Origin of the sequence: Pseudomonas batumici, from assembly GCF_000820515.1 — a bacterium.
GTDB classification, from domain to species: Bacteria; Pseudomonadota; Gammaproteobacteria; order Pseudomonadales; family Pseudomonadaceae; genus Aquipseudomonas; species Aquipseudomonas batumici.
This window is the reverse complement of record NZ_JXDG01000035.1, coordinates 96260-121159: the sequence shown is the minus strand read 5'-3', so window position 1 is coordinate 121159 and position 24900 is coordinate 96260. Positions and strand designations below refer to the sequence as shown.

The 24900-nt window shown below is 63.2% G+C and carries 18 protein-coding genes; 5 read left to right on the top strand and 13 right to left on the bottom strand.

Going from position 1 to position 24900, the window contains the following annotated elements; all coding sequences use genetic code 11:
- Positions 1-23: 23 nt before the first annotated feature.
- The 8 genes from UCMB321_RS13665 to UCMB321_RS13630 form a co-directional block, all read right to left on the bottom strand.
- Positions 24-614: a GNAT family N-acetyltransferase gene (locus tag UCMB321_RS13665; RefSeq protein ID WP_040067533.1), complete on the bottom strand. Its 591-nt coding sequence runs from the start codon at positions 612-614 to the stop codon at positions 24-26.
- 120 nt (positions 615-734) lie between these two features.
- Entirely contained in the window at positions 735-1481 is a 747-nt protein-coding gene (locus UCMB321_RS13660) for an SDR family oxidoreductase (protein ID WP_040067530.1), read from the bottom strand.
- 94 nt (positions 1482-1575) lie between these two features.
- Positions 1576-1929 carry a gamma-glutamylcyclotransferase family protein gene (locus UCMB321_RS13655; RefSeq protein WP_040067528.1) on the bottom strand — a complete coding sequence of 118 codons (354 nt, stop codon included), beginning with the start codon at positions 1927-1929 and terminating at the stop codon, positions 1576-1578.
- A 126-nt stretch (positions 1930-2055) separates the two neighbouring features.
- Entirely contained in the window at positions 2056-4968 is a 2913-nt protein-coding gene (locus UCMB321_RS13650) for a bpX6 domain-containing protein (protein WP_040067526.1), read from the bottom strand.
- The gene (locus UCMB321_RS13645) at positions 4961-6781 is read right to left on the bottom strand and encodes a hypothetical protein (RefSeq protein ID WP_040067524.1); all 1821 of its coding nucleotides are present in this window, start codon (positions 6779-6781) and stop codon (positions 4961-4963) included. Before UCMB321_RS13645 ends, UCMB321_RS13650 begins: the two co-directional genes overlap by 8 nt.
- A gap of 62 nt (positions 6782-6843) precedes the next feature.
- Entirely contained in the window at positions 6844-7257 is a 414-nt protein-coding gene (locus UCMB321_RS13640; RefSeq protein ID WP_040067522.1) for a bpX5 domain-containing protein, read from the bottom strand.
- 14 nt (positions 7258-7271) lie between these two features.
- The gene (locus UCMB321_RS13635) at positions 7272-8402 is read right to left on the bottom strand and encodes an AAA family ATPase (RefSeq protein ID WP_040067520.1); all 1131 of its coding nucleotides are present in this window, start codon (positions 8400-8402) and stop codon (positions 7272-7274) included.
- Positions 8403-8592: 190 nt separating this feature from the next.
- A complete protein-coding gene (locus UCMB321_RS13630; protein WP_209437169.1) occupies positions 8593-9042 on the bottom strand; it encodes a nuclear transport factor 2 family protein in 450 nt (149 codons plus the stop codon).
- A gap of 274 nt (positions 9043-9316) precedes the next feature.
- On the opposite strand from UCMB321_RS13630, the gene UCMB321_RS13625 reads away from it, so the two are divergent.
- A complete protein-coding gene (locus UCMB321_RS13625; RefSeq protein ID WP_040067518.1) occupies positions 9317-10807 on the top strand; it encodes a trypsin-like serine peptidase in 1491 nt (496 codons plus the stop codon).
- A gap of 207 nt (positions 10808-11014) precedes the next feature.
- The gene (mrdA, locus tag UCMB321_RS13620; protein WP_040067516.1) at positions 11015-12907 is read left to right on the top strand and encodes a penicillin-binding protein 2; all 1893 of its coding nucleotides are present in this window, start codon (positions 11015-11017) and stop codon (positions 12905-12907) included.
- A 61-nt stretch (positions 12908-12968) separates the two neighbouring features.
- Here mrdA and UCMB321_RS13615 read toward each other — a convergent pair whose 3' ends face one another.
- On the bottom strand, positions 12969-13598 hold the full coding sequence (locus tag UCMB321_RS13615; protein WP_040067613.1) for a LysE family translocator: 630 nt from the start codon (positions 13596-13598) through the stop codon (positions 12969-12971).
- 178 nt (positions 13599-13776) lie between these two features.
- Here UCMB321_RS13615 and UCMB321_RS13610 point away from each other — a divergent pair, with 178 nt between their 5' ends.
- The 3 genes from UCMB321_RS13610 (at position 13777) to UCMB321_RS13600 (ending at position 18469) form a co-directional block, all read left to right on the top strand.
- Positions 13777-15402: an NADP-dependent glyceraldehyde-3-phosphate dehydrogenase gene (locus UCMB321_RS13610; RefSeq protein WP_040067514.1), complete on the top strand. Its 1626-nt coding sequence runs from the start codon at positions 13777-13779 to the stop codon at positions 15400-15402.
- 233 nt (positions 15403-15635) lie between these two features.
- Positions 15636-17216, top strand: coding sequence for a sensor domain-containing diguanylate cyclase (locus UCMB321_RS13605; RefSeq protein WP_040067512.1), 1581 nt, complete (start codon positions 15636-15638; stop codon positions 17214-17216).
- 104 nt (positions 17217-17320) lie between these two features.
- Positions 17321-18469 (top strand): MalY/PatB family protein, encoded by a 1149-nt coding sequence (locus UCMB321_RS13600; protein ID WP_040067510.1) that lies wholly within the window; start codon positions 17321-17323, stop codon positions 18467-18469.
- Positions 18470-18629: 160 nt separating this feature from the next.
- Here the strand turns inward: UCMB321_RS13600 and UCMB321_RS13595 are convergent, their stop codons facing one another.
- The 4 genes from UCMB321_RS13595 to UCMB321_RS13580 form a co-directional block, all read right to left on the bottom strand.
- On the bottom strand, positions 18630-18836 hold the full coding sequence (locus tag UCMB321_RS13595; protein WP_040067508.1) for a hypothetical protein: 207 nt from the start codon (positions 18834-18836) through the stop codon (positions 18630-18632).
- Between the two features lie 171 nt (positions 18837-19007).
- Positions 19008-22127, bottom strand: coding sequence for an efflux RND transporter permease subunit (locus UCMB321_RS13590; protein ID WP_040067506.1), 3120 nt, complete (start codon positions 22125-22127; stop codon positions 19008-19010).
- Complete coding sequence (locus UCMB321_RS13585; protein ID WP_052451184.1) at positions 22124-23329, bottom strand: efflux RND transporter periplasmic adaptor subunit; 1206 nt, start codon at positions 23327-23329, stop codon at positions 22124-22126. Before UCMB321_RS13585 ends, UCMB321_RS13590 begins: the two co-directional genes overlap by 4 nt.
- Positions 23326-24765, bottom strand: coding sequence for an efflux transporter outer membrane subunit (locus UCMB321_RS13580; RefSeq protein ID WP_084615005.1), 1440 nt, complete (start codon positions 24763-24765; stop codon positions 23326-23328). The genes UCMB321_RS13585 and UCMB321_RS13580 overlap by 4 nt, the downstream gene beginning before the upstream one ends.
- Positions 24766-24900 lie beyond the last annotated feature (135 nt).

Here is a 24900-nt window from a genome sequence, read left to right as displayed (position 1 = left end):
CAGCTCCTACAAAGGGACCGCGTTCAGGCGTTGGCCACGTCCGCAACCAGGGGCCAATGCATCAGATACGCCGCACCGGTCACCCGGATCAGCGGATGCGGCACGATCTGGCATTCGCCGACGATCGTGAAGCCATGGCGTTGATAGAAACGGCAGGCACCGCTATTCATCGCGTAGTCGATCAGGCTCAGGCCCTTGAGCCGCAGGGCCCGGCAGCGCTGGCGCGCGTGTTCGAGAAAACGCGCCCCCAACCCCTGGTTGCGCCAGCCCTCGTGCAAGGCCAGGCTGGAAATATAGAGGGTGTCGGGAATCTCCAGGTCGGCATACGGCGCCAGGACCGGATCGGTGCTCGGCGTTGCATCCGGGTCATGCAGCATCGGATAACTGTGCAGCATGCCGATGACCTGGCCATCCGCCTCGGCCATCAGGCAATTCTCATAGGAAAAATCCACACCTTCACGGGCATAGCGCCGCGCGCCGACATCCAGCAGGGACTCGGCGCCTTCAGCCAACTGGCTCCAGATGTAATCGGACGCCCCTTCCGAGGAAATCTGGAACAGGCGGGCAATCTCGCGGGCGTCCGAGCGTAGCGCCGGACGAAAGATAACGGTCATTCGGGGTTCCCTGTAGCGGTCGGTCGGAGCCAGGCAAGGCCCTGGCTCCGGCGTTACAGTGTGGGGCGTACGATCAACCGGTCGATGTGCCCGAGCGACATCCCCGGCACAAAAACCGACTCAGCGTCCACCCGCCAGGTCGATGAAGGTACCGGTGGCGTAGGAGGCCTTGTCCGAGAGCAGCCAGACAATCGCTTCGGCCACTTCTTCGGCACGACCGCCACGGCCCATGGGAATGGCCGATTCCAGCTTGCTGACCCGGTCGGCATCGCCGCTCAGGGCATGGAACTCGGTGTAGATATAGCCGGGGCGCACGGCATTGACCCGGATGCCCTCGCCCGCCAACTCCTTGGACAAGCCGAGGGTGAAGGTATCCAGCGCGCCCTTGGAGGCCGCGTAGTCCACGTATTCGTTGGGCGAGCCCAGGCGCGCCGCCGCCGAAGACACATTGACGATGTTGCCGCCCTGCCCGCCATGGCGCGGCGACATGCGCCGCACCGCGTGCTTGGCGCAAAGGATCGGCCCCAGGGTGTTGGTCTTCAGGGTTTTCAGGATACGGAACTCGGACATCTCATCGAGCCGGGATTTCTGCCCGACGGTCCCGGCATTGTTGACCAGGGCGGTGACCGGTCCCAGTTCGGCGTCCACCCGGTTGAACAGGCGGATCACCTCATCCTCGATACTGACATCGGCGCGTATGGCAATGGCCACGGCGCCGAGTCCGCGGACCTGCTCCAGCACCCGCAGGGCCGCCGGCTCGTCCGTCAGGTAGTTGATACAGATGCGATACCCCTGCTGCGCGGCGAGCAATGCGGTGGCGGCGCCGATACCACGACTGCCGCCGGTGATGACGATGACTTTGTCCATGAATCCGCTCCCTCGATCAAGCTGTAACCTTGCCGCAAAAGCATACCCGTCGATGACCGCTTTTGTGTAGTCACCGAAGGTCGCAAGCTTTGTGCTAGGCGCTTACATAGACCCAGGCATCCAGGCCGGAGGCCAGTCGGACCGAGACCCGCCGGTAGTCCGACACTTCGTAGGCATCCGCCGCCGCCAGCTCCTCGGCGGTGATCCGGAACAGCATGCCGCTCACGCTGTCCTCGGGGTTGCGGCAGGGGCGCACGATGGGATGGTGGGTCTTGCCGCTGGTGGCGAGGACCTGGGGATCGGTGATCTCGACCCAGGCTTGCGCGTAGCCGAGCATGCGATCGGCATCGCCCACCAGTTCGCGCCCGAAGTTGGAGAGCTGCACGGCCTTGTCCTGCAAGGTGCCGTAGGAGAACAACAGTACCGGCGTTTCAGTGAAATCGGACATGGTGGCTCCGCGTGTCGAAGAGGCCATAGAGTCTAGACGCTCTGCCGTCGCATGCCGAGCCAATCAGCCAATGAGCGCCGTTAGAATAAAAACAGAGTGGCCTGCTCCCCACGGGCAGGCAAGCCCTCAATGAATGCTCAGGCTTCGAACCCGACTGGTGATCACATTGACATGGAAAAGCCGGCCGTCAGAGTCAGTGAAGATCCAGTCCGGCCCGTGGTGGCGCACGGCCACGTCCTGTCCCTGGCCCCAGTCCAGAATGGCACACAACTGCGACGAGCTACGGTTCATGAAATGCCAGCGCATTCGCTGCAACGACACGCGAAACCCGACCACCAGCCATTGTCGGTCAGACAATATCTGAGGCTGCAGATCCTCCGTGATCTCGGGAAAGCGAAAACGCCGCAACCGTTGCTCATCATTGACCACCAGTTCCTGCTGATCTTCTGCCGGAGCCTCGAACCAGCACTCGAGGTATTCGCCAAAGCTGTAGAACCGCCATGAAATATCCCCGCGGATCGGCTTGGGCGCAGCACCGCGACTCAGCAGGCGGCGCTCGGGCAGGCTGTAGTTCCAGCGTTCGAAAGTGCCGTCCGCCAGCTGGAGCAACCAATGTTCCTGAATATCCGTGGCGTCGAAATGTACCAGCGGGCCGGGCAAGTCGCTGACATGCCAGAGCGTTGCGAGCTCCTTGTCGATATCCACCACCCGCACCTGCTTGCGGGTGGCGATGGTCCAGGCCACCCCCTCGAAGGTACTGGCAAAGAAGTCCATGGCCAGAACCCCCAGGTCCGTGGCACTACCGGTCACCAGGTCCAGTTTGCTGACACGCCACAACTCATCGCGCCGGACCAGGGCCAGGGCAACCCGGCGATTCTTGCTGATGACCAGGCGCTGCGCAGGCACGGCGAAGCGCTGGCACAGGCTGCCGGAGCGGTCAACCATCGCCGCGCCCGACTCACCCAGTGCCACCAGATACCCTTCATCGTTCAGTGGGACGGCGTCATACAGTGCGTAGCTGCCCGGTGGGGGCGCCGACCAGTGGGGTGTGGGAATAATAACCGTCGCCAGGTCCGACACGCCCTGTTGGGCAATCACCCCACTGGGCATGTCCAGCCTCAACAGTTCATCACCACTCAATTTCACCAGGGCAGCAAGCTCCTTGGGAGTGAGCCCCGGATGGCCACCGGCGTGGTCCGCCAGCACCCCATGGACAATCGCAGCCGCCATCGACCGCACCTTGCCCGCTGCGGGAGAAACCTTGAGCAGTTCCCGGGCCAGGTCCGCCCGCTCGCTGCCGCGCTGCGGATCGTCACGCAACGCACGCAGGTAAGGCTCATGGACCTCCAGGGTGTCGGGCAGCAGTACCGCCCGCTTGGCCAGTGCCGCTGCCGCCAGCCCGCCGCCGGCCGCCTCGGCACTGAGCAGCCATTGCCGGGCGCGTTCGCGGGACTTTGGCAGCGGCCAGATCACTTCCACCGCCTCCAACCAATCCCCCTGGCCGACCAACATCTCGGCCCACTCGATGCGCAATCGCTCGGCGGCTTCCGGCCAGCGATCCTGCAAACTCAGGACCGCGTTGGCAAACGCACGGTCGCGACGGGCAACCTGTACGGCTCGTTGCCAGTCGTCTGCCAGACACAGCAGCCGGACAATCATCGCCGGTCGCAAGTCCCAGGTCAGTGCCAATTCCGCCGCTTGTGGATAGCGCTGGTGTTTTTCCAGATAGTCCAACGCTTCCTGGCGCACATGCAGCAGCTCCGCCAGGACGTAAACCGCTTCTTCGATCCGCCCCTGGCGATCCAGGCGTTCGAATGTCTGGCGGTAGGTCCGGCGTAGATGCTCCCTGAGCCCGTCCGCCAGTTCCAGGCTGGCCGCAGGGCCTCGCGCCTGGCCCACCGTCAAGTGGTCACGACGCTTTGGCGTGCCAAAGGCCCGCCCGTTCCAGGCTTGGTCACTGCCCAGTGGAATCGCGTGGCGCAGAGCCTCGGCAATATTGCCGCTCTCGAACATTTCAAGCATGCGCTTCATATAGGCAGCCTGGCGCCGCTCCAGTAAACGGTTGAACTGCGAGGCCACGGCCATACGCTCCAACCACTGGCGCCAAAGTGACGGCCTGACCTGACCTCGCCGCTTGCGTTCAGGCACCGAGGCAGCGGCTGCGACAGCACCTTGTCGAGTCTGCGCGCGCGTGCCCTGGCGTAGTCGCCTGGTGGACAAGCGCACCAACCACACGACCAGGGCGACAAACAGCACACAGCCCAGGAACAAGGACGGGTTGAAGCCGGCCCCCGCCGAAGACTCGCTCAGAAGCGGCGATCGGGGGGTAGAGAGCGATGCCGGGCGAGCCGCATCCTGCCAATAGGAAATCAGCATCGCCAGCATGACCAATCCCGACAACAGCCAGGTACGAACCGAGACCTTCAGCCCCTCGCTCGCTCGTACCACCTTCGGAACCTTCACCGCCGCGACGGGTGCCTGACGGGTGGCGGTACCGGCAGTTTTAAACGCCTTGGCGACAGCCTCCCGCTCGGCGCTGGGGGCTGGAATCACCTCCCCCAGCACTTGGCGAATGTCCTGCGATTCCCAGGCTTGCAGCACTGGTTCGGGCAGGGCTTCCCGGCAGTCATAGGTTTCCAGCAGAGCATAACGCTCGATATCGAACCACTGGCCCGGTTGTAGTTCGATTCCATCGGCCAGGTTCAACGCCTGGACCCGGGCACCACGAATCAACCAGAGATCCGCCAGCGGCAGTGCACTGATTTCGTCCGACTCAAGCAACGCCGAACTCCAAGCCTGCCCCTGACGGATCAACGGCCATGGCTTGAGGCGGTCGCAGGGCATTGATTCGGCAGCCTTGAAACACAGGACATCACCGTCGGCAAAACGATAGGCGCGAGCACCTGGCCGCCAATGCCGGACAATCCCTACCTGGCTGGTCACCTCGTCGAACCAGTCGCGGGGAAACCACAGCGCTCCGACCGACTGCCAGCCAACCAACCCAGGACGCTTGACGGACAGCTCAAGGATGTCACCCATCGACCTGCTCCTTGCGGTTGCTCTGTACCTTCAGACGTACCTGCCGTTCGCTGACAGCGTAAACCAGCAACTCACGGGCCTCGGTGATCAATGCCAATATCGTGGAGTCCGGACAGAAGCTGACCCGTAGAATTTTCGTGGTCGCCGTGAAGAGCACCTGGGTCTGTCCGCTCTTGACCAGCAGCACGCTTTTCTCGTCACTGCCAATGACCACCAGCGAAGGCTGCTCGCTCTCGACTTCATGCAACAACCCGATGGCCTTGCAGCCCGGAGCCAGTTCGAGACGGGCCAGCGGTTGAGGATGGCTGTCGTGACTGAACAGTGTCCAGTTTTCCCGCCGGCCATGACCATATTGCACAGCACAAGAGCCGAAACGCCGACGCCAGAACGGCAGACTGGAAAACAGCACCTGCGTCACCTCGCTACCCTCGCCCAGTGCGTAGGAGTCATACCGTGTCGCGTTGAGGGTCACGTGACGAATAAACAACTGGCCGGCACTGCGACTGGCATAGACCAGCACCTCATCATTGATCCGAGCCATACCGAGCACATCCCGATCCAGATAGTGAGTGATATCGGGAGCAACCGCATTCAGGCTCTTATCACTGGGCGTCATCCAGAACGCCAGGGTTCGATCGCTCGTCAGCATGAACAGCCGACTATGACGGAAGTCTCGCAGGTAGACCGCCGGGAGCAGCGTTGCCGTACCGACCGGCGCCAGCAGCTCCTCCCGGGATGGGCGACTGACCGCGCCTATGCGTGGCAATTGCCAGAAGCGCAACTGGTCGCCAACACTCAGGACCGCGCCGGCCTGGCGATTCTGCAGGACCACACTCAAGGGCGTCGCCCCGCGCGGCCAGAGCTGCCGTTTGAACTTGGCGCTTTTTTTCTGCCCCGCCCGAGGGATCGCGTAGACCAACAGGCCCGGCTCATCCAGCAAGCGGACCGCGACATGGGTACCGGCACTGGAAATCAGCGGCGGCGAGGTTAGCGAGATTCGCTCCGACGTGGCGATGTGCGCCTCGACCGACACCTCATTCACAAACTGACCCTTGAGCAGGCGTTGGCCTGCTGCCGCGTCGGGTAGTGGCAGGACAATCGGCGCAGTCCCCGAGGGCTGTACCTGCAACTCCAGTGCCTCGCCGAACAGCCCCTGCTGGATCTGCAAAACGCGCACGCCCTCGACCCGGGAACTCGTGGCCGCCGGCAAGCGCTGACCGACCAACCAGCACTCGCTCGCCGCCTCGGGAGACTCGGCCAATACTGCTTGCCATCGCTGCCAGTGAACTTCGGTGACCGCCGTATAGGTCCGCGCATCGAGCAGTCGGCGCAACTGCGAAGATGAATGCAACTCGAACAACTCGGGCTCCTGCTGCAAGACACCCCAGCGAAATTGTGCTCCGTGCTCGGCCGCTCGTCGGGCCAGCAGAATCATCAGCGCCAGGTGAACCAGGCGGGCACCGCCCAGTTGCAGTGGACCGGCATCGAACAGCACCACGATCAGCCGTGAGGCCTGCCTTGCGCGAAGCTCGGGCGCGAGAAACAGATGCTCGCCGCTGGAAGCACGACGCAGGAACTCGTCGGCGAACTCATCGGCCAGCAACCACTCGCTGGTCAGCAGCCGTTCGTAGGAGCCACGCTGGCGCAAGTCACCCAGGCCATCCGGCTCCGGGACACCGCCTTGCTGTGCTCCCTTGAAGGGCCCCAGCAGCGGGCTGATGCAACCCAGCAAGGCCCCGAGAGTCGGCACCAGTTCAGGGGCAAACCACTCCAGCCATTGACGCCAGGGTTGCAAGGATTCGGGTAACTGCATGGAGGACCTACGAAGCCGGACGCCAGAGCGTCCGTGGAAGAATAAAAAAGCCAGGCATGCCGCTAGCGCCAGTAGGCATCGATGCGCGCCAGCCATTCGGCACTGACCGGCAGCAATCGATCCAGCGGTACACAGGTTGCCGGCTGATGCCAGAGCAGCAGTGGCTGACGATTGAATTTCGCCGTCAGTGCCTGGGCCAGCAGATCAATCGCACAGTCCGGCTGCCAGAGACTCGGTCGCCACAGCTGCGGGGCATGTTCACAAAGGCAGGCATATTCGACGCCCGCGACCCAGGGCAAGCGCGAGGCTTCTGCGCTGACAATCAGCACATCGCGGTTGGCGGTCGCTTGCAGGCCCCGGAGTTGCTGGGCGCTCATCGCCGACAGGCGAGCATGCAGATCCCTGGCCACAAGTCCCCAGGCCACTGCCGCCACAGCTGGCCCGGGCTCGGATTGGGGCGTCCAGCCCCAACTCATTGGCAGCACTCGGTTCATGTCGCAGGCGTCAGTTGCTTGACCAGCAGCCCCCTCAAGCCCAGCAACTCAGGCGGCATACTGTCTGCCGAGAAGTTCGCATCGATCTCGCGCAACACCGCCTCGGACTCGGCAGGGTCCAGCGCCTCTCCAGAGGATGCCCGTAGCAAACAATGCTGCGCGGCTTCCAGCAGACGGCTGGCGCGGGACAAGGGTTGCAGGGTCGCCTCCTCCACTGCACTGAACAGATTGCTGTTGCTCGACAGTTGCAGAACTTCGCGCAGCACTTCGCGACCATGCTGTTGTGCTTCCTTGGTCGCCAGTGCGTACAACAACGGCCAAAGGTCCGCCTCGGTGGCCTGCAGGCGGCCGCCGAGCAAGGCGGCAGCGGCAATCAGCCGCTGGGACTTGACGATACGCCGGTCGGACAGCTGGATACCCGCTGCCCGAAGTCGTCGAATGGCATTCGCCAGGGCTGGTCGGACCGACTGCATATCGACGTCCTGCATCGCCTGGCTCAAAGTGTCCAGTTCACTCAGATTCATCAGTTGCCGAACCGGCAGCCGATCGGACTGCCAACCACCGCTGAGCATGGCTTCAAGCTGGTTGTCCGGCACCGCGTCGACAAACAGGTGCAGCAGGAAGCGATCACCGAACGCGGCCAGCGCCTCATCGTCAGGCAAGCCGTTGGCAGCCCCCACGCAGATTCGCAACGGGCACTTGATCCGGGTGTGCCCGCGCCGGAACTGACGTTCGTTAAGCACCCCGAGCAAGGTGTTGAGAATCGCGGTCGACCCCAGGAAGACCTCATCGAGGAATACAATGTCTGCCTCGGGCAACATGCCGCTGACATCGGTCTCGACCGTGCCTTCGCGGAGTTTCTTCAGGTCCACCGGGCCGAACAGCTCAGAGGGTTCGGTGAAGCGTCCCAGCAGATACTCGAAATAGCGCCCGCCCATGGCCTGGGCCACGCGCCGCACCACTGCGCTCTTGGCCGTCCCCGGAGGACCAACCACCAGCAAATGCTCCTGGGCCACGGCGGCCAGTACGATCAGCTCTGCCAGCTGTTCGCGTCCGATCAGTCCTTCGGTTGCCGCCCTGACGCCCTGACGGATGTGTTGTGCGGCTAGCTGTATGGCGGACGACATGCGACGGATCCTTCCTGGAACAAAAGTGCGGATCTTGCCTTAAACACGCGTGATCGCAAAGAGCCAGCTTGTTTCTCCTTTCTTCCGCAGGTATCGGCGCAGTCACCTCTATGGTTGTGCGAAGAGGCTAGACCACCCAAGCGACACGACTCGCACCGCGCCTTCGCGCTGACAGCCTGCTATGTGGCACTCAATCGAGTGCTCGAGGGACAGGTATGCGTTGTTGCGGATCGTAGAAAAACTGCTCCTGCGCGATACGCTCGCCCTCCCAACGCTGGTGGGCGATTTCCTCCAGGCGGGTGACGCTGCCGTCGGCCCATTCGAAACGGAAAATCCAGCGAATGGCCACATGATCGCCATTGAGAAAGGCCGGGCGTACGCAGGTCGAGGTCACGGAGCGCGCCCGGGACATCACCGCCCGCTCCTTGGCGACATGGAAGTCACGCCCGACCCGCGGCGGTTCCTGGTTCTCCTGCAGGGAGGCGTCGGCGGTGTAGAAGGCTTCGACCGCTTCGGCGTGGGCATTGGCTTCGACCTGGGCGATAAAGCGTTCGAGGGTTTCAAGGGTCGGCATGGTCAGCTCCTGGCAGGGGTGATCGGCACTCATCACGCCATTGAGGCTAAGGTCGGCGACGGACAATGGAAAGGTCCATTCCGGCTGATCTGTGCAGTACCAATCAGCTAACGCCGCCCGACCGCCCAGGGGCTGAGGAACATTCCGAGGCATAACGCAGGGCCATCCATAATATGAGACTTTCAGGTAAATGAACTACCTATACGGACCACGGGATGATTTCGTTCACGGGGGCGCCTACAACTATATATTGCACACATAAAAAGCCTATGTGCTTAGATCGCTTTAAATCACCGCTCACCTGATATCGAACACACCGCAAAACCTAAAGGAATAGACCATGCGTGCATTATTGACCACGGGCCTTGCTTTATATATCAACCTTCTGACGCTTTCACTTTATGCCGCCGCCTTTGAAACAGAAGATAACTTCACTCCTCCTCGTCTGGCCCTCAAAAATGAAAATGGGGAAAATCGGCATTTGAGCGGTGTTGGCCGACTGGCAGGCACTTGCACGGCCACATTGATTGATACCCGCTATCGCCATGAGGCGACCGCGCAACCCGCCTATTTGGTCACCGCTGGACATTGCGTCAGCCGCACTCAAAAAAGAATCATCACGGACAAAATCCTCACAAACAACATTATGGACTTCACGATAGAGTTCAATTATTTCCGAGATGTCATCGAGCAGATAAAAACCTACACACTGAAAAAAATCAACTGGAGCAGCGTACGCGGCATCGACCTTGCCGTGATCGAACTGGAGGCTTCGCTGACAGAGCTGATCGACGCGGGTATCCAGCCACTCAGTATCGGCTCGCGTCCGGAACCTGGCAGCGCCATTGCGATAATCGGCGCCCCAGGGGGGGATTTCTTGCATCAGTCCCTCTGTACGCTGGCACCCGCAAAGGATGATTACATCGATAATGACGGGGAATCGAGGATACTGCTCAACAGTCTCAATGCTCAGTGCCGCAGAATTGGAAGGGGGGCATCCGGTGGCCCCATCGTGGAGCGCGAGACGGGTAAAATCGTGGGGGTCCTGTATGGTGCCATGGGTGACTCGCAGGTATACGGCTCTGCCATTCAGTCCCTTCAAGGATGTTTTACATCCGGTCAGTTTGATCCCTCTATCACCCGTTGCAGCTTATTTCCAGTCTACGATATTGACGCCATCGCCCCACAACACCGGCAAAACTTCCTGCCTGCCAAACCCGATCAAGGCTTGGAAGCCGTCCTGCCATCCTGGGATCTGAAGTTTTCAATCAGCACGCCTTTCTATCGCTACAAAATCGAGCGTTCATTGACATCGCCCTGCGAAAGCCCCCATGGCTACAGTGAGGCTATCAGTGCCGACAATGCCTATATCAATAAGGCAATCGGCACGACAAAGGGTCGCCATTGGTTATGCATCATCGGCGTTGAGACTTCCGAACAGCCCCCCTTCCACGGCATCATGAAAAATAATCAATCGATGTGGGTCGACTTGCTGGATCACGGCAATGAACCGCCGAACGTCGATATCGCCAGCGAACGCGATAACGTCTCCGAGCCAGCGATTTATAACCTGTTTGCATCCACCTACTTTTCACCGCCCACTTATGCGCAGATCTATTCGAAAATAGGCCCGGCCTCACAGGTGGATTGCGATGATCCTCAGGGCTATGACGAAATGCACCGCCGTGCTCGTGAACCGTGGGTCCTTCTGGCGAGTTGGAACAGCACGCAGGAAGAGGCCAAGCTTTGCGTCTATAGCAAAAATGCCCATGGCGAGTCATCAAGAGCCTCAACGCATTGGCTCAAAGTCGCCGATGACTGGAAGAGCTGATCCACCGTCACCAAACGCTTGTGATGGACAACCGCCCCTGCCTGAGAACCCTCCCCAGAGCCCACCTTTTAGCGGTTACCCATCAATAAAGCCCCTAAATCCGGCGCTTCTTGGTATCGTGTGCGCCGATTTAAATAGCCACCTATGCATCTTTCGTCTTAGCAGACTTTTTCATATTCAATTTTCTTTGCACAAGACAGGTTCCTGATGTCCGATCCCATTCATATCAAGGATCACGAGAACGAAAAGCGCCTGGTGAACAAGCGCCTGCTGGCGTGCGGCATCCTGGTCCTGGCACTGGCCGGCAGCCTGGTTGGCCGCCTGTATTTCCTGCAGGTCACCGAGTTTTCCTATAACTCCACCGTCTCGGAAAACAACCGCGTTCACGTCCTGCCGATCCCGCCTGAACGCGGGTTTATTTTCGACCGTAACGGCGAAGTGCTTGCCGACAACCAGCCCAGCTTCAACATGACCCTGACCCGCGAACGCGCCGGTGACGTCGGCCAGGTGCTGGACACGGTGATGAGCGTGCTCAATCTGCCGGAAGAAGACCGGCCGATGTTCGCCAAAATCCTCAAGCAGTCGCGCCACCCGTTCGAGCCGGTCACCCTGCTCTACGAACTGACCGAACAGCAGATTGCCCTGCTGGCGGTGAACGAGTTCAAGCTGCCGGGCATCGAGGTCGAGCCGCAGTTCGTCCGGCATTACCCACTGGGCGATCATTTCGCCCATTCGGTGGGCTATGTCGGACGGATCAACGAAAAGGAAAGCAAGCAGCTGGACCCGGTGGAATACCGGGGCACCCAGTCCATCGGCAAGACCGGCATCGAGCGCTTCTACGAAAACGAACTGCACGGCCACGTCGGTTACGAGGAAGTCGAGACCAACGCCCAGGGCCGGGTGATGCGGGTGCTCAAGCACACCGATCCGATTCCCGGCAAGAACATTGTCCTGAGCCTGGATGTCCATCTGCAGGAAGCCGCCGAGAAGGCCCTGGGCGACCGCCGTGGCTCGGTGGTGGCCATCGATCCGAAGACCGGCGACGTGTTGGCGATGGTCAGCAAGCCAAGCTTCGATCCGAACCTGTTCGTCACCGGGATCCGCGCCAAGGATTATTCGGCCCTGCGCGACTCCATCGACCGTCCGCTGTTCAACCGGGCCCTGCGCGGGCTCTACGCGCCCGGCTCGACCATCAAGCCGGAAGTGGCCATCGCCGGCCTCGACAGCGGTGTGATTTCCCCCAGCACCCGGGTGTTCGATCCCGGTTATTTCCAGTTGCCCAATGTCGAGCACAAATACCGCAACTGGAACCACAGCGGCGATGGCTGGGTCGACCTGAACGCGGCGATCATGCGTTCCAACGACACCTACTTCTATGACCTAGCGAACAAGCTGGGCATCGACCGCCTGCACGACTACCTGAACAAGTTCGGCGTCGGGCAGAAGGTGTCGCTGGACATGTTCGAGGAAGCACCGGGACTGATGCCGTCACGCGAGTGGAAACGCATGACCCGGCGCCAGGCCTGGTTCCCCGGCGAGACGGTGATCCTTGGCATCGGCCAGGGCTACATGCAGGTCACCCCGCTGCAACTGGCCCAGGCCACCACGCTGATCGCCAACAAGGGCGTGTGGAATCGCCCGCACCTGGCCCGGAGCATCGGCCAGGTCGCGCCGGTGGACGAGCACCCGATTCCCAATATCGTGCTGCATGACCCCAAGGAATGGGAGCAGGTCAACTACGCCATGCAGTTGGTGATGCACGATCCGCGCGGTATCGCCCGGGCGGCGGCGGTGGGTGCGCAGTACCGCATCGCCGGCAAGAGCGGCACGGCGCAGGTGGTGGCGATCAAGCAGGGCGAGCGCTATGACCGCCTGAAGACCGCGGAGCGTAATCGCGACAACGCCCTGTTCGTCGGCTTCGCCCCGGCGGAAGACCCGCAGATCGTGATTTCGGTGATGATCGAGAACGGTGAGGCCGGTGGTCGGGTGGCCGGTCCCGTGGTGCGGGAGATTCTCGATGCCTGGCTGCTGGACAAGGACGGCAAGCTCAAGCCTGAATATGCGCATCCGCTCAAACAGCACGAGGATCCGAAGGTTTAGTCAAGGCTACTGGCCCCTTCGCGGCGGTGCGGCGAAGGGGCCTCAACAACAATCCCGCCCGTCAGGCCGAAGCGCCGCGCCGATAAAACGCCAACACCCCGCCCAAGGTCATCAGCAAGCCACCGGTCATCCGGTTGAACGTCCGCAGATGCGCGCCCTGCAACCGATTCAACAAGCGCGCGCCGCACAGCGCGTAAAACAGCATGATGCTGACATTGAGCAACGTCAGCACCCCGGCCAGCGCGGCATATTGCGGCAGCTGCGGCTGCGTGCTGTCGATGAACTGCGGCAGGAATGCCGACATGAACAGCAACGCCTTGGGATTGGTCAGCGCCACCACGAAACAGCGCATGAACAAACCGATGGAGCGGTTCGAACCCTGCTGGGCCGGCAGTTCGGCCAAGGTCCCGGTCGAACGCAGCATTTTCCAGCCCAGCCAGACCAGATAAGCCGCCCCCACCCACTTCACCGCCTGGAACAGCGTCTCGCTGGCCTGCAGCAGGATCCCCAGGCCACAGGCCACCGCCGTCACCAACAGCGCATCGGCCAGCACCGCCCCGCCCATGCCCCAGGCCGCCGCCCGTACGCCGTGATTGGAACCATTGTGCAAAGCCAGCAGCACCGTCGGGCCGGGCATGGCGATGATCGCCGCCGAGCTGATCAGGAACAGGAGCAACGTTGCCAGCGTCATGAAGGTCGCCTTGAAAATGAAAAATGAACACCATTCTGCGGCCAGCACGGACAGGCTTCAACCGCCGGCACACCAGCCTGTCGTTTGCGCTGGACGGGACTAAGCTGTTTCGTGATAAAACAGGCTCAAGCACTGAAGCGTTTCAGCGTCCTTTCCCATCAGACAGGGTGATAGCCTCATGACCGACCAGCAGCTGCTCGACTCACTGTTCCCCGCCGCGGCGGACATTCCGGAAAAATATCGCTTCGAAGGCCAGCTGGAACAGCGCGAATACCTGGTCAACGGCACCTTGCGCACCTGGCACGGCCCGCTGGCCCAGGTGCGCAGCCCGGTGTACCTCGCCACCGCCAACGGCGATGAACAGGTGATCCTCGGCAGCACCCCGCTGCTGGATGCCGAGACCGCCCTCGGCGCCCTCGACGCCGCGGTCCACGCCTACGACCGGGGCCAGGGCGAATGGCCGACGATGCGCGTGGCCGAGCGCATCCAGCATGTCGAAGCCTTTCTGCGGCGCATGCGCGAGCAGCGCGAGGCGGTGGTCAAGCTGCTGATGTGGGAGATCGGCAAGAACCTCAAGGACTCCGAGAAGGAATTCGACCGCACCTGCGACTACATCGTCGACACCATCAACGCCTTGAAGGAACTCGACCGCCGCTCCAGCCGCTTCGAGCTGGAGCAGGACACCCTCGGCCAGATCCGCCGCGTGCCCATGGGCGTGGCGCTGTGCATGGGCCCCTACAACTACCCGCTGAACGAAACCTTCACCACCCTGATCCCGGCGCTGATCATGGGCAACACCGTGGTGTTCAAGCCGGCCAAGCTCGGCGTGCTGCTGATCCGCCCCCTGCTGGAAGCCTTCCGCGACAGCTTCCCGGCCGGGGTGATCAACGTGATCTATGGCAGCGGCCGGGAAACCGTCAGCGCCCTGATGGCCAGCGGCAAGATCGATATCTTCGCCTTCATCGGCACCAACAAGGCCGCCAGCGACCTGAAGAAACTCCATCCCCGGCCTCACCGCCTGCGCGCCGCCCTGGGCCTGGATGCGAAGAATCCGGCCATCGTGCTGCCCGAGGTCGACCTGGACAACGCGGTCAACGAGTGCGTCACCGGTTCGTTGTCGTTCAACGGCCAGCGCTGCACCGCGCTGAAGATCCTGTTCGTGCATGAGGACGTGGTCGAAGGTTTCATCGAGAAATTCAACCGCAAGGTGCACAGCCTGGTACCGGGCATGCCCTGGGAAAACGGCGTGTCCCTGACGCCACTGCCGGAAGCCGGCAAGGTCGACTACCTCAATGCCCTGGTGGCCGATGCCCAGGCCAAGGGGGCCGCGGTGATCAATCCCGGGGGTGGCCAGACCCGGGCCTCGTTCTTCTATCCGGCGGTGCTGTACCCGGTGAATGCCGGGATGCGCGTGTACCAGGAGGAGCAGTTCGGCCCGGTGGTGCCCATCGTGCCCTACCGTGACCTGGAAACCGTGATCGACTATGTGCTGGAGTCGGACTTCGGCCAGCAGTTGAGCATTTTCGGCACCGATCCCGCCCAGGTCGGCCGGCTGGTGGACACCTTCGCCAACCAGGTCGGGCGGATCAACATCAATGCCCAGTGCCAGCGTGGCCCGGACACCTACCCGTTCAACGGGCGCAAGAACTCGGCCGAAGGCACGCTCTCGGTGCATGATGCGCTGCGGGTGTTCTCGATCCGCACCCTGGTGGCGACCCGGTTCCAGGACGGCAACAAGGCGCTGATCAGCGATATCATCCGTCACCGCGAGTCGACCTTCCTGACCACCGACTACATCTTCTGAAGCCCCCAGGGGTACGATTCAAACCTGTAGGAGCCAGCTTGCTGGCGATGAACGCAAGAACACCGCGGATATCCAGGTACCCCGCGTCATCGTTGAAGTCCATCGCCAGCAAGCTGGCTCCTACAGGTCAGTGCTGGCACGGGTTTTTCATGCCTGGGCTAGGGCTGCCGGGCGCTCTGATCTATCATTGCCAATAGGCTGCCCGGCCTCGCCATCATTTTCATAAGAAATCCATGCCACGCATCGACCTCCGCCGCTTGATCCTGTTGCTGTCGCTTTCCGTCGTCACCCTGACCGCCGGTAACCTTTTCTTCGCCAGCTACCAGACCCAGCGCAACTTCCTGATGGCACAGACCCTGGAAGCCAATCGGATCTATGCCGTGAAGCTGGCCAGCACCACCGAAAACTTCCTCAAGTTGACCCAGCAACAACTGGCCTTCAGCGCCGCACTGCTCCCCGAGATCTGGGACCAGCCGGAAAAACTGTGGCAGGAGACCCACCGGCTGCGCCGCGAGACCAACAGCTTCAACTCCGTGACGGTCATCCGCGCGGACGGCAAGATCATCGCAGCGTCCCCCAGCTACATGAACCTGACGGGCACCTTTTCCAGCAGCGAAGGCTTCCGCCAGGCCACTTCGCGGCGCCAGCCGAATATCTCGCAGCCCTATATCGGCTCCAGCAACCACCTGATGATCCAGATCTCGCATCCGGTCTTCGACGCCGACGGCAACTACCTCGGCTACCTGGGCGCCGGGATCTACCTCAACGAACCAAACATCCTGCACTCGCTGCTGGGCGAACAGTATTACCGCGACGGCACCTACCTCTATGTGGTCGACACCCAGGGCCGGCTGATCTATCACCAGGACCCGACGCGGGTGGGCGACGTGGTCAAGGGCAACCCGGCCATCGACGCCGTGATCGCCGGCCAGACCGGCAGCCTGCAGTTGAACAACTCCCAGGGCATCGACATGCTCACCGGCTATGCGCCGGTGCCGCGAATCGGCTGGGGCGTGATCAGCCAGCGCCCCACCGCCGTCACCCTGGAGGGCCTGCAACGACTGATGCTGGAGGTCGCCGGTTATGCCGTGCCGCTGTTGCTGCTGTCGCTGCTGGGCATCTGGTGGATTTCGACGCTGATCACCAAACCCCTCTGGCAACTGGCCAACTCCACCCAGTATTGGGGCTCCTCCACCGCCGCCCAGTCGGTCAGCAAGGTGAGGGCCTGGTATTACGAGGCCGCCCAGCTCAAGAACGCCATGCAAAAGGCCCTGATGTCGCTGCACCAGCAACTGGGCCGGCTCAATCAGGAAAACGTCACCGACCCGCTGACCGGCCTGACCAACCGACGCGGCCTGCAGTTGATCCTCGAAGACTGGGAAAACCGCCGGCAGCCCTTCTCGGTGCTCGCCCTGGACATCGACCACTTCAAGCAGGTCAACGACAGCTACGGGCACAGCGCCGGCGACCTGGTGCTGCAACACCTGGCCCAGCAGATGCGCCGCCACTCCCGGGAAAGCGACGTGCTCTGCCGCCACGGCGGCGAGGAGTTCCTGATGCTGTTGCCCGGTACCCCACCGAGCCAGGCGATCCAGGTGGCCGAGCGTTTGCGCGCGGCGATGGCCTATACCGAAAGCCCGAACGGCATCCCGGTCACCGTGTCCCTGGGCGTGGCCAGTTGGCCCCAGGCGCGCAAGACCGTGGCGCTGGTGCTCAAGGAAGCCGACCAGGCCCTCTACCGGGCCAAGGAAAGCGGGCGCAATCGCGTGGTCCACGCCGATCAGGACATGCCACCGGACGACGCGAACGGATAGACTGGGCGTCCCGGACGACGTAAGCCGGGCCCCTGCCCGCCACCGCCTTTCAGGCCACGAACACCCGACGACTTCGGGGATTTCTTTCGAGACTTACCGCCAGCATGACCTTCGATTTCGACACGCTGATCGACCGCCACAACACCGGCAGCACCAAATGGAGCCGCTACCCGGCCGATGTCCTGCCCATGTGGGTGGCCGACATGGACCTGCCGGTGGCGGACGCGATCACCCAGGCCCTGCACAAGCGCCTGGAACATCCGCAACTGGGTTACAGCGTGGCCCAGGACACCCTGCGCCAGGCCATCGTCGCCGACCTCTGGGCCAAGTACGCCTGGCGGGTGCAGCCCCAGGAGCTGATTTTCCTGCCGGGGGTCGAGCCGGGTTTCAACATGGCCCTGCACGCCTTCGTGCAACCGGGCCAGAACGTCGTGGTGCAGACACCGAACTACCGCCCGCTGCGCCTGGCGCCGGGCCACTGGAACCTGCCGAAAGTCGAGCTGGCGTTCGACCGCGATGCCCGGGGTGACTACGTCACGCCGTTCGGCGCCCTGCGCGACGCCTTGCAGGGCGGCGGCGCGCTGCTGCTGAGCAACCCGCACAACCCGCTGGGCAAGGTCTACCCCCGGGAAGAACTGCAACAGGTGGCGGACATCTGCCTGGAACAGGGTGCGCTGATCATCAGCGACGAAATCCACGCCGACCTCTGCTTCGACGGCCGTCGCCATGTGCCGATCGCCTCGCTGAGCCCCGAGATCGCCAAGCACAGCATCACCCTGATGTCGGCGAGCAAGGCCTATAACATCGCCGGCTTGAAGACCGCCTACGCCATCGTCCAGGACCCGGCGCTGCGTGAGCGCTTCAACGCCGCCCGCGCCGGGATGGTCGACAGCGTCAACGTCCTGGGGCTGGAAGCGACCTGCACCGCCTACACCGAGTGCGGAGCGTGGCTCAAGGCGCTGATCGAGTACCTGCAGGCCAACCGCGACTACCTGCAACACGCCGTGGCGACCCGCCTGCCGGGCGTGGTCCTGCAGCCGATGCAGGGCACTTACCTGGCCTGGCTGGATTGCAGCGCATTGGGCCTGGCGGACCCGTACCGGTTCTTCCTGGAAGAGGCCAAGGTGGGGTTGAGTGCCGGGGTCGAATTCGCCGACGACGCCCAGCAGTTCGTCCGCTTGAATTTCGGCTGCCCGCGGGCGTTGCTGGAGGAAGGCATCAGTCGGATGGAGCAGAGTTTGCGTCGGCGCTGAAACCGCGAGGCTGAAAACACCACCTGACCTGTAGGAGCCGGCTTGCTGGCGATAGCGGTTTTCCAGGCGACGACGATGTCGACCGTCAGATCGCATCGCCAGCAAGCCGGCTCCTACAGGGGATCGTGTTCAGCCCTGGCTGAACGACATTTGGGTTTAGTCAGGCCTGTTTATGCAGACGCGGTTTGGCCTTGGGAAAATAGGGTTGCTTGACCAGCAGCGTCGACACGGGCTTCACCGCCTTGGCCGAGGACTCCTCAACTGGCGGCTCCCCGCCAAACTCCGCCACGTAGGCCGTCTGGCCGCAACGCAGCCGATTGTTGATCGGAAACTCATCCCCGTTGTCGTAAATGTACGCATCCTTCATGGCTATCTCCTGCTCGACATCATCGATCCCCACCAGGGAAAACACCCGGCGGCTTCAAAAACATTGAGAGTAGACGACCGACAAAAATTCGCAGACGCTGACCCAAGGTTCCGACGAATGACCACACGGTCACGAACGCTCCTCTTTCGTGACCGGGCCTTCACGCCGACTTCACTTCTGCGCGCTTAGCGTCGACTCATTCCCCGCTTGAATCCCATTCGGCTCGCCTTCGTCGCGCGTCTTTTTCTGCCCGCGCAACCGGTCGAACCACAGGTAGACCACCGGCGTGGTATAGAGCGTCAGCAGTTGCGAAACCGCCAGCCCACCGACAATCGCGATCCCCAGGGGCTGGCGCAATTCCGAGCCCGCGCCGTGGCCAAACGCCAGTGGCACGGCACCGAGCAACGCCGCCAGCGACGTCATCAGGATCGGTCGCAGGCGCAGCAGGCAGGCCTCATGCACCGCCTCCCGCGGCGCCATGCCGCCGCGCTCGGCCTCCAGGGTGAAGTCGACGATCATGATCGCGTTCTTCTTGACGATCCCGATCAGCAGGATGATCCCGATCATGCCCAGCACCGACAGGTCCTGCCCGCAGATGATCAACGCCAGCAAGGCGCCGAAGCCGGCCGAAGGCAAGGTGGAAATGATCGTCAGCGGGTGGATGGCGTTTTCATACAGCACCCCGAGGACGATATAGACCGTCAGGATCGCCGCCAGGATCAGCCAGGGTTGCGACTTGAGCGAGTCCTTGAACGCCTGGGCGGTGCCCTGGAAACTCCCCGACACGGTGTCGGGCAGGCCCACCGCCAGCGAAGCCTTCTCGATGGCATTGACCGCATCGCTCAGGGCCTGGCCGGGAGCCAGGTCGAACGACAGGGTAATGGCCGGGAACACGCCCTGGTGGTTGATGATGATCGGCGCCAGCTCGTTGCGGATACTCGCCAGCATGTCCAGCGGCACCATCGCCCCGGTCGTCGAACGCACGTACAGGTGCTTGAGGGTCTCGATGGACATCTGCCAGTGCGGATCGAGTTCGAGAATGACGTGGTTCTGGTCCAGCTGGGTGAACATGGTCGCGACCTGGCGCTGGCCGAAGGCGTCATAGAGCACATCGTCGATCGCCTGCACGTTGACCCCCAGGCGCGCCGCCGATGGCCGGTCGATCACCAGGGTGGCCTGGGGCGCGGCGCGCTGCTGGTCGGACGTCACGTTGCGCAACTGCGGCAACTGCTTGAGGCGCTCGAGCAACACCCCGCTCCAATGGTCCAGCTCCTGGCTGTCCGGGTCCTGCAGGGTGTACTGGTACTGGGTCTTGCTGGCCCGGCCGCCGATCTGGATATCCTGGTTGGCCTGCAGGAACAGCTTGATGCCCTGCACCTTGTCCAGCGCCGGCTGCAACCGCGCGATCACCTGCTGGGCGCTGGCGCTGCGCTGGTCGAACGGCTTGAGGTTGACCATCACCTTGCCCTGGCTGACCGTCGGGTTGGGGCCGATCCAGAAATACACCTTGGCCACCGCCGGGTCGGCGCTGACGATGTCGGCCAGGCGGGCGACCTGCTGGCGCATGGCAACCGGGGAAATGTCCGAGGCGGCTTCGGCGACGCCCTGGACCAGGCCGGTGTCCTGCTGCGGGAAAAAGCCCTTGGGGATGTACAGGTAGAGCATGGCCGTGGCGACGAACGTGGCCACCGCCACCGCCAGGGTCAGGCGCTGGTGATCGAGCACCCACTCCAGGCTGCGCCGATAGCCCTCGTGGATCCGGTTGTAGACCGCCTCGCAGGCATCGCCGAAACGGCTCGGACGCGAGTCGTGTTCCGGCTTGAGCAACCAGGCGCACAACATCGGCGTCACCGTCAGGGAGACGATGCCGGACATCAGGATCGCCACGCTGACCGTGACCGCGAACTCACGCATCAGCCGTCCGACGATGCCGCCCATCAACAGGATCGGCAGGAACACCGCGATCAGCGACACGGTCATCGAGACAATGGTGAACCCCACCTCGCGCAAACCGTCCACCGCCGCCTGGATCCGTGACTTGCCCATCTCCAGGTGGCGGACGATGTTTTCCATCACCACGATGGCATCGTCCACCACGAAGCCGACGGCAATCGCCAGGCCCATGATCGACAGGTTGTCCAGGCTGTAGCCCAGCAGGTACATCACCGCAAAGGTCGCCACCAGCGACAGCGGGATGGTCAAGGTCGGGATCAGGGTCGCGGTGGCCTTGCGCAGGAACACGAAGATCACCACCACCACCAGGGCGATGGACAGCAGCAAGGTGAACTGCACGTCGTTGACCGAGGCGTTGATGGTCTGGGTCCGGTCGCCGACCACCTGGACCTGAACGTCCCGGGGCAAGGACGCGGTCAGGTTCGGCAGGCTGGCCTTGATGTTGGCGATGGTCGACAGCACGTTGAAGCCCGGCTGCTTGTGGATGTCGACGATGACCGTCGGCTGGCCGTCGATTCCCGCGGCCTGCTGGGTGTCCTCGGCGCCGTCGATGACGCGGCCGAGGTCGCCGAGCTTGATCGGCACCCCGGCCTTGTAGGCCACCACCATCTCGCGATAGCCCTTGGGGTCGAGCAGTTGGTCGGTGGCATCGAGGGTCAGCGAGCGGTACTCGCCGTTGAGGTTGCCCTTGGGTTGATCCAGGGTGCTGAGGCCGACGATGCTACGCACCTCTTCCAGGGTCAGGCCGCGCGCCGCCAGGGCATCCGGGTCGATCTGGATGCGCACCGCCGGCTTCTGCTCGCCATGGAAATCCACCAGGCCGACACCCGGCATCTGCGACAGGCGCTGGGCCAGGTAGTTGTCGGCGTAGCGGTCCAGCTCCGGCAAGGTCCGCGTCGGCGAGGTCAACGCCAGAGACAGCACGGTGAACTCCGCCGGGTTGACCTTGTTGAAGGTCGGCGCACTGGTCATGGTTTTCGGCAAGGTGGCACTGGCGGTGTTGATCGCCGTCTGCACGTCCTGGGCCGCGCCGTCGATATTGCGCGACAGGTCGAACTGCAGGACGATCTGGGTCTTGCCCGAGGAGCTCGAGGAGGTCATCGAGGTGACCTGCGGCACCGCCGCGAAGGCGCGCTCCAGCGGTGTCGCCACCGAGGTCGCCATGGTTTCGGCGCTGGCCCCGGAGAGCTTGGCGGTGACCTGGATGGTGGGAAAGTCCACCGTCGGCAACGGCGCCACCGGCAGTTGGAAATAGGCGACGATGCCCAGCAGCATCATGCCCAGGGCCAGCAGGCACAGGCCGGTGCGGCGCTGGATCAGACCGGCGAGCAGGTTCATGGCTTGCCTCCGGCACCGGCGGTCGACGCCAGCTCAGGAGCGGCCGGGGCCGAGTCCAGGCCCACCGGCTTGACCTTGAGCCCGGGGGCGATCCGCGACTGGCCCTGGACCACCACCATTTCACCCGGCGCCAGGCCGTCCTTGATCCACTGTTGGCCGTCGACCACTGTCGCCGCCGTGACCTGCCGCGGTTCGACCCGCTGGTCGGCATTGACCACGTAGACGAAGTCGCCCTTCTGCCCCTGCTGCACGGCGTTGGCCGGCACCACGGTGGCGGCCTTCTGGGTGTTCACCAGCAGGCGCGCGCCCACCAGTTGGCCTGGCCAGAGTTGCTGGCCGGCATTGTGAAATTGCGCCTTGAGCTGGATCTGCCCGCTGGCGGCGATCACCTGGCTGTCGATGAAACTCAGGTAGCCGCTGGCCAACTGCTGATGGCCGTCGCGGCTCATGGCGAACACCTGCAGGGGCGCCACGGCGTTTTCCTTGAGGATCCGCGCCAGGTCGTCCTGGGACACCGAAAAGGCCACCGAGATCGGGTCCATCTGCGTCAGGGTCACGAGGCCCGTGGCGTCGGCACCGTGGACAATCGAACCGACGTCCAGCAGGCGTTGCCCGGTACGGCCGGTGAAGGGTGCGTCGATCCGGGTGAAGGCCAGTTGCAGCCGGGCATTGTCCAGCGCCGCCTGATCGGCCTGGACCGTGGCCTGTTGGGCCGCTAGCTGGGCCCGGTAGGTGTCGACGTCCTGGGTCGGGCCGGCCTTGGCCGCCGCCAGCTTGGTGGCCCGGTCGAGGTTGACCCTCAAGTTGGCCAGCTGAGCCTGGTCCTTGCTGACCAGGGCCTGGGCCTGGGCCACCTGGGCCTGATAAACCCGTGGATCGATCTGGGCCAACTGACTGCCGGCGCTGACCATCTGGCCTTCGCTGAACAGGACTTTCTGCAGCTCACCGTCGACCCGTACCCGCACGTTGACGGTGTTCAGCGGCTGGACATTGCCGATGGCGTCGATCCAGATTGGCAGGTCCTTTTGCCCGGCCGCCTGCATCACCACCGGGATGGCGCTGTCGGCGGGGGCTGCCGGTGCCGCCTGGGCGCGGTCGATCCATTGGGCCTTGATCAACAACGAGGCGCCGAGCATGGCCACGACCAGCAGGCCGAGGCGCAGACGACGGTGTTGGGAGAGCGCCTGGGGTAAGTGCTTCATGACTGAGGGACCTGAGAAGGGGAAGAAGGTGTGGCGGCCAGGGTCGGCGCGCCGAAATCGCCGCCGATGGCGCGGAACAGACCGACGGCGGCCTGCAGATGCTGGAGGCGGACCTGCAACAGGCTGTCTTCGGCCTGGTACTGGGTGCGCTCGACCACCAGCAGCGTCTGGAAATCGGTGGAGCCGAGCCGGTAGCGGACCTGGGCCAGGCGCGCGGCCTCGCGGGCCGAGTCGACGGCGGACTGGTTCAGGGTATAGGCCTGGTCCAGTTGCCGCGCGGCACTGAGCTGGGTTTCCACGTCGCGCAGGGCTTCGATGATGGATTCGCGATAGCTGGCGGTCAGTTCCTGCACATGGGCCTGGTCCGCATGCAGTTGCCCGGTCAGTTGCCCGCCGCTGAACACCGGCTGGGCCAGGCTGCCGACGATGCTCCAGATATGCCCGCCGGCCAGGGTGTCGATACCGCCCAGCAGATCCAGCGAGAGGTTGGGCAGGAACGCCGCCCGGGCCACGCCGACGTCGAAATTGGCGGAGATCAGGCGGGCCTCGGCGGCCTGGATATCCGGACGCTGACGCACCAGGCCGACCGGCAGGCCGACCTTGGGTTGCGGCACCTGGAGCGCGTCGAGCCCGGCCTGCTGCACCTTGAAGCCTTCAGGCGGCGCGCCGACCAGGATCGCCAGTTGGTACAGCGCCGCGTCGAGTTGCTGCTGCAACAGCGGCACGGCGGCCTGGAAGGTTTGCTGGGCATTGCGCTGTTGTTCGACTTCCAGGTTCGACACCGCGCCCTGGCTGGCCTGCACCTGCACCAGGTCGAGGACCTGGCTGGCGTCGGCGGCGATGGACTGGGCCAGGCGTACGCGCTCCTGCAGCGAGAGCACCTGGAAATAGGTGTCGGCGATGCTCGCGCCGAGGGTCATGCGCAGGGTCTGGGCATCGAACTGGCTGGCGTTGGCCAGGGCCTGGGAGGCATCGGCCGTGGCCCGCTGCTTGCCCCAGAAGTCCACCTCGTAGGTGGCCTGGGCGAAGACGCTGGATTTTTTCGTGGTGCCGTAGTTGTTCTGGCGCTGGTAGTTGCCGCCCAGGGACAGGTTGGGGTATTGCCCGGCCCCGGCCACCTGGGCGATGGCCCGGGCCTGGTCGACCCGGCTCACGGCGGCCTTGAGCGTGTAGTTATCGTTCAGGCCACAGGCAATCAGGCCATCGAGCTCGGTGCTGTGGAACTCACGCCACCAGGCCCCGCCTGCGGCATCGGCCGAGGTCGCGGACGGATCCTTGGCCGACCACTGCGGGGCCAGGGGCAAGGCCGGTGTCTGGTAGCCCGGCACCAGCGAGCAGCCGCCCAGCAGCGTCAAGCCGGCCAGGGCCAGGGCGCGAAACAGTCGGCCCGGGGCATGGGGTGGATGAAAAGCCTCGAATCTGGGCGTGAACAACATCTACGGGGTATCTCCAGAACCTGTGTGGCAGAGCCATCGATCAGGTTCCGAAGCTATCAGGCAGAGGCTGGCGTCCCGTTCCTCCAAAGCTAAATTTTAGTTTAGGTAACCGTCATGCGAACGCGGTCCCTTGTA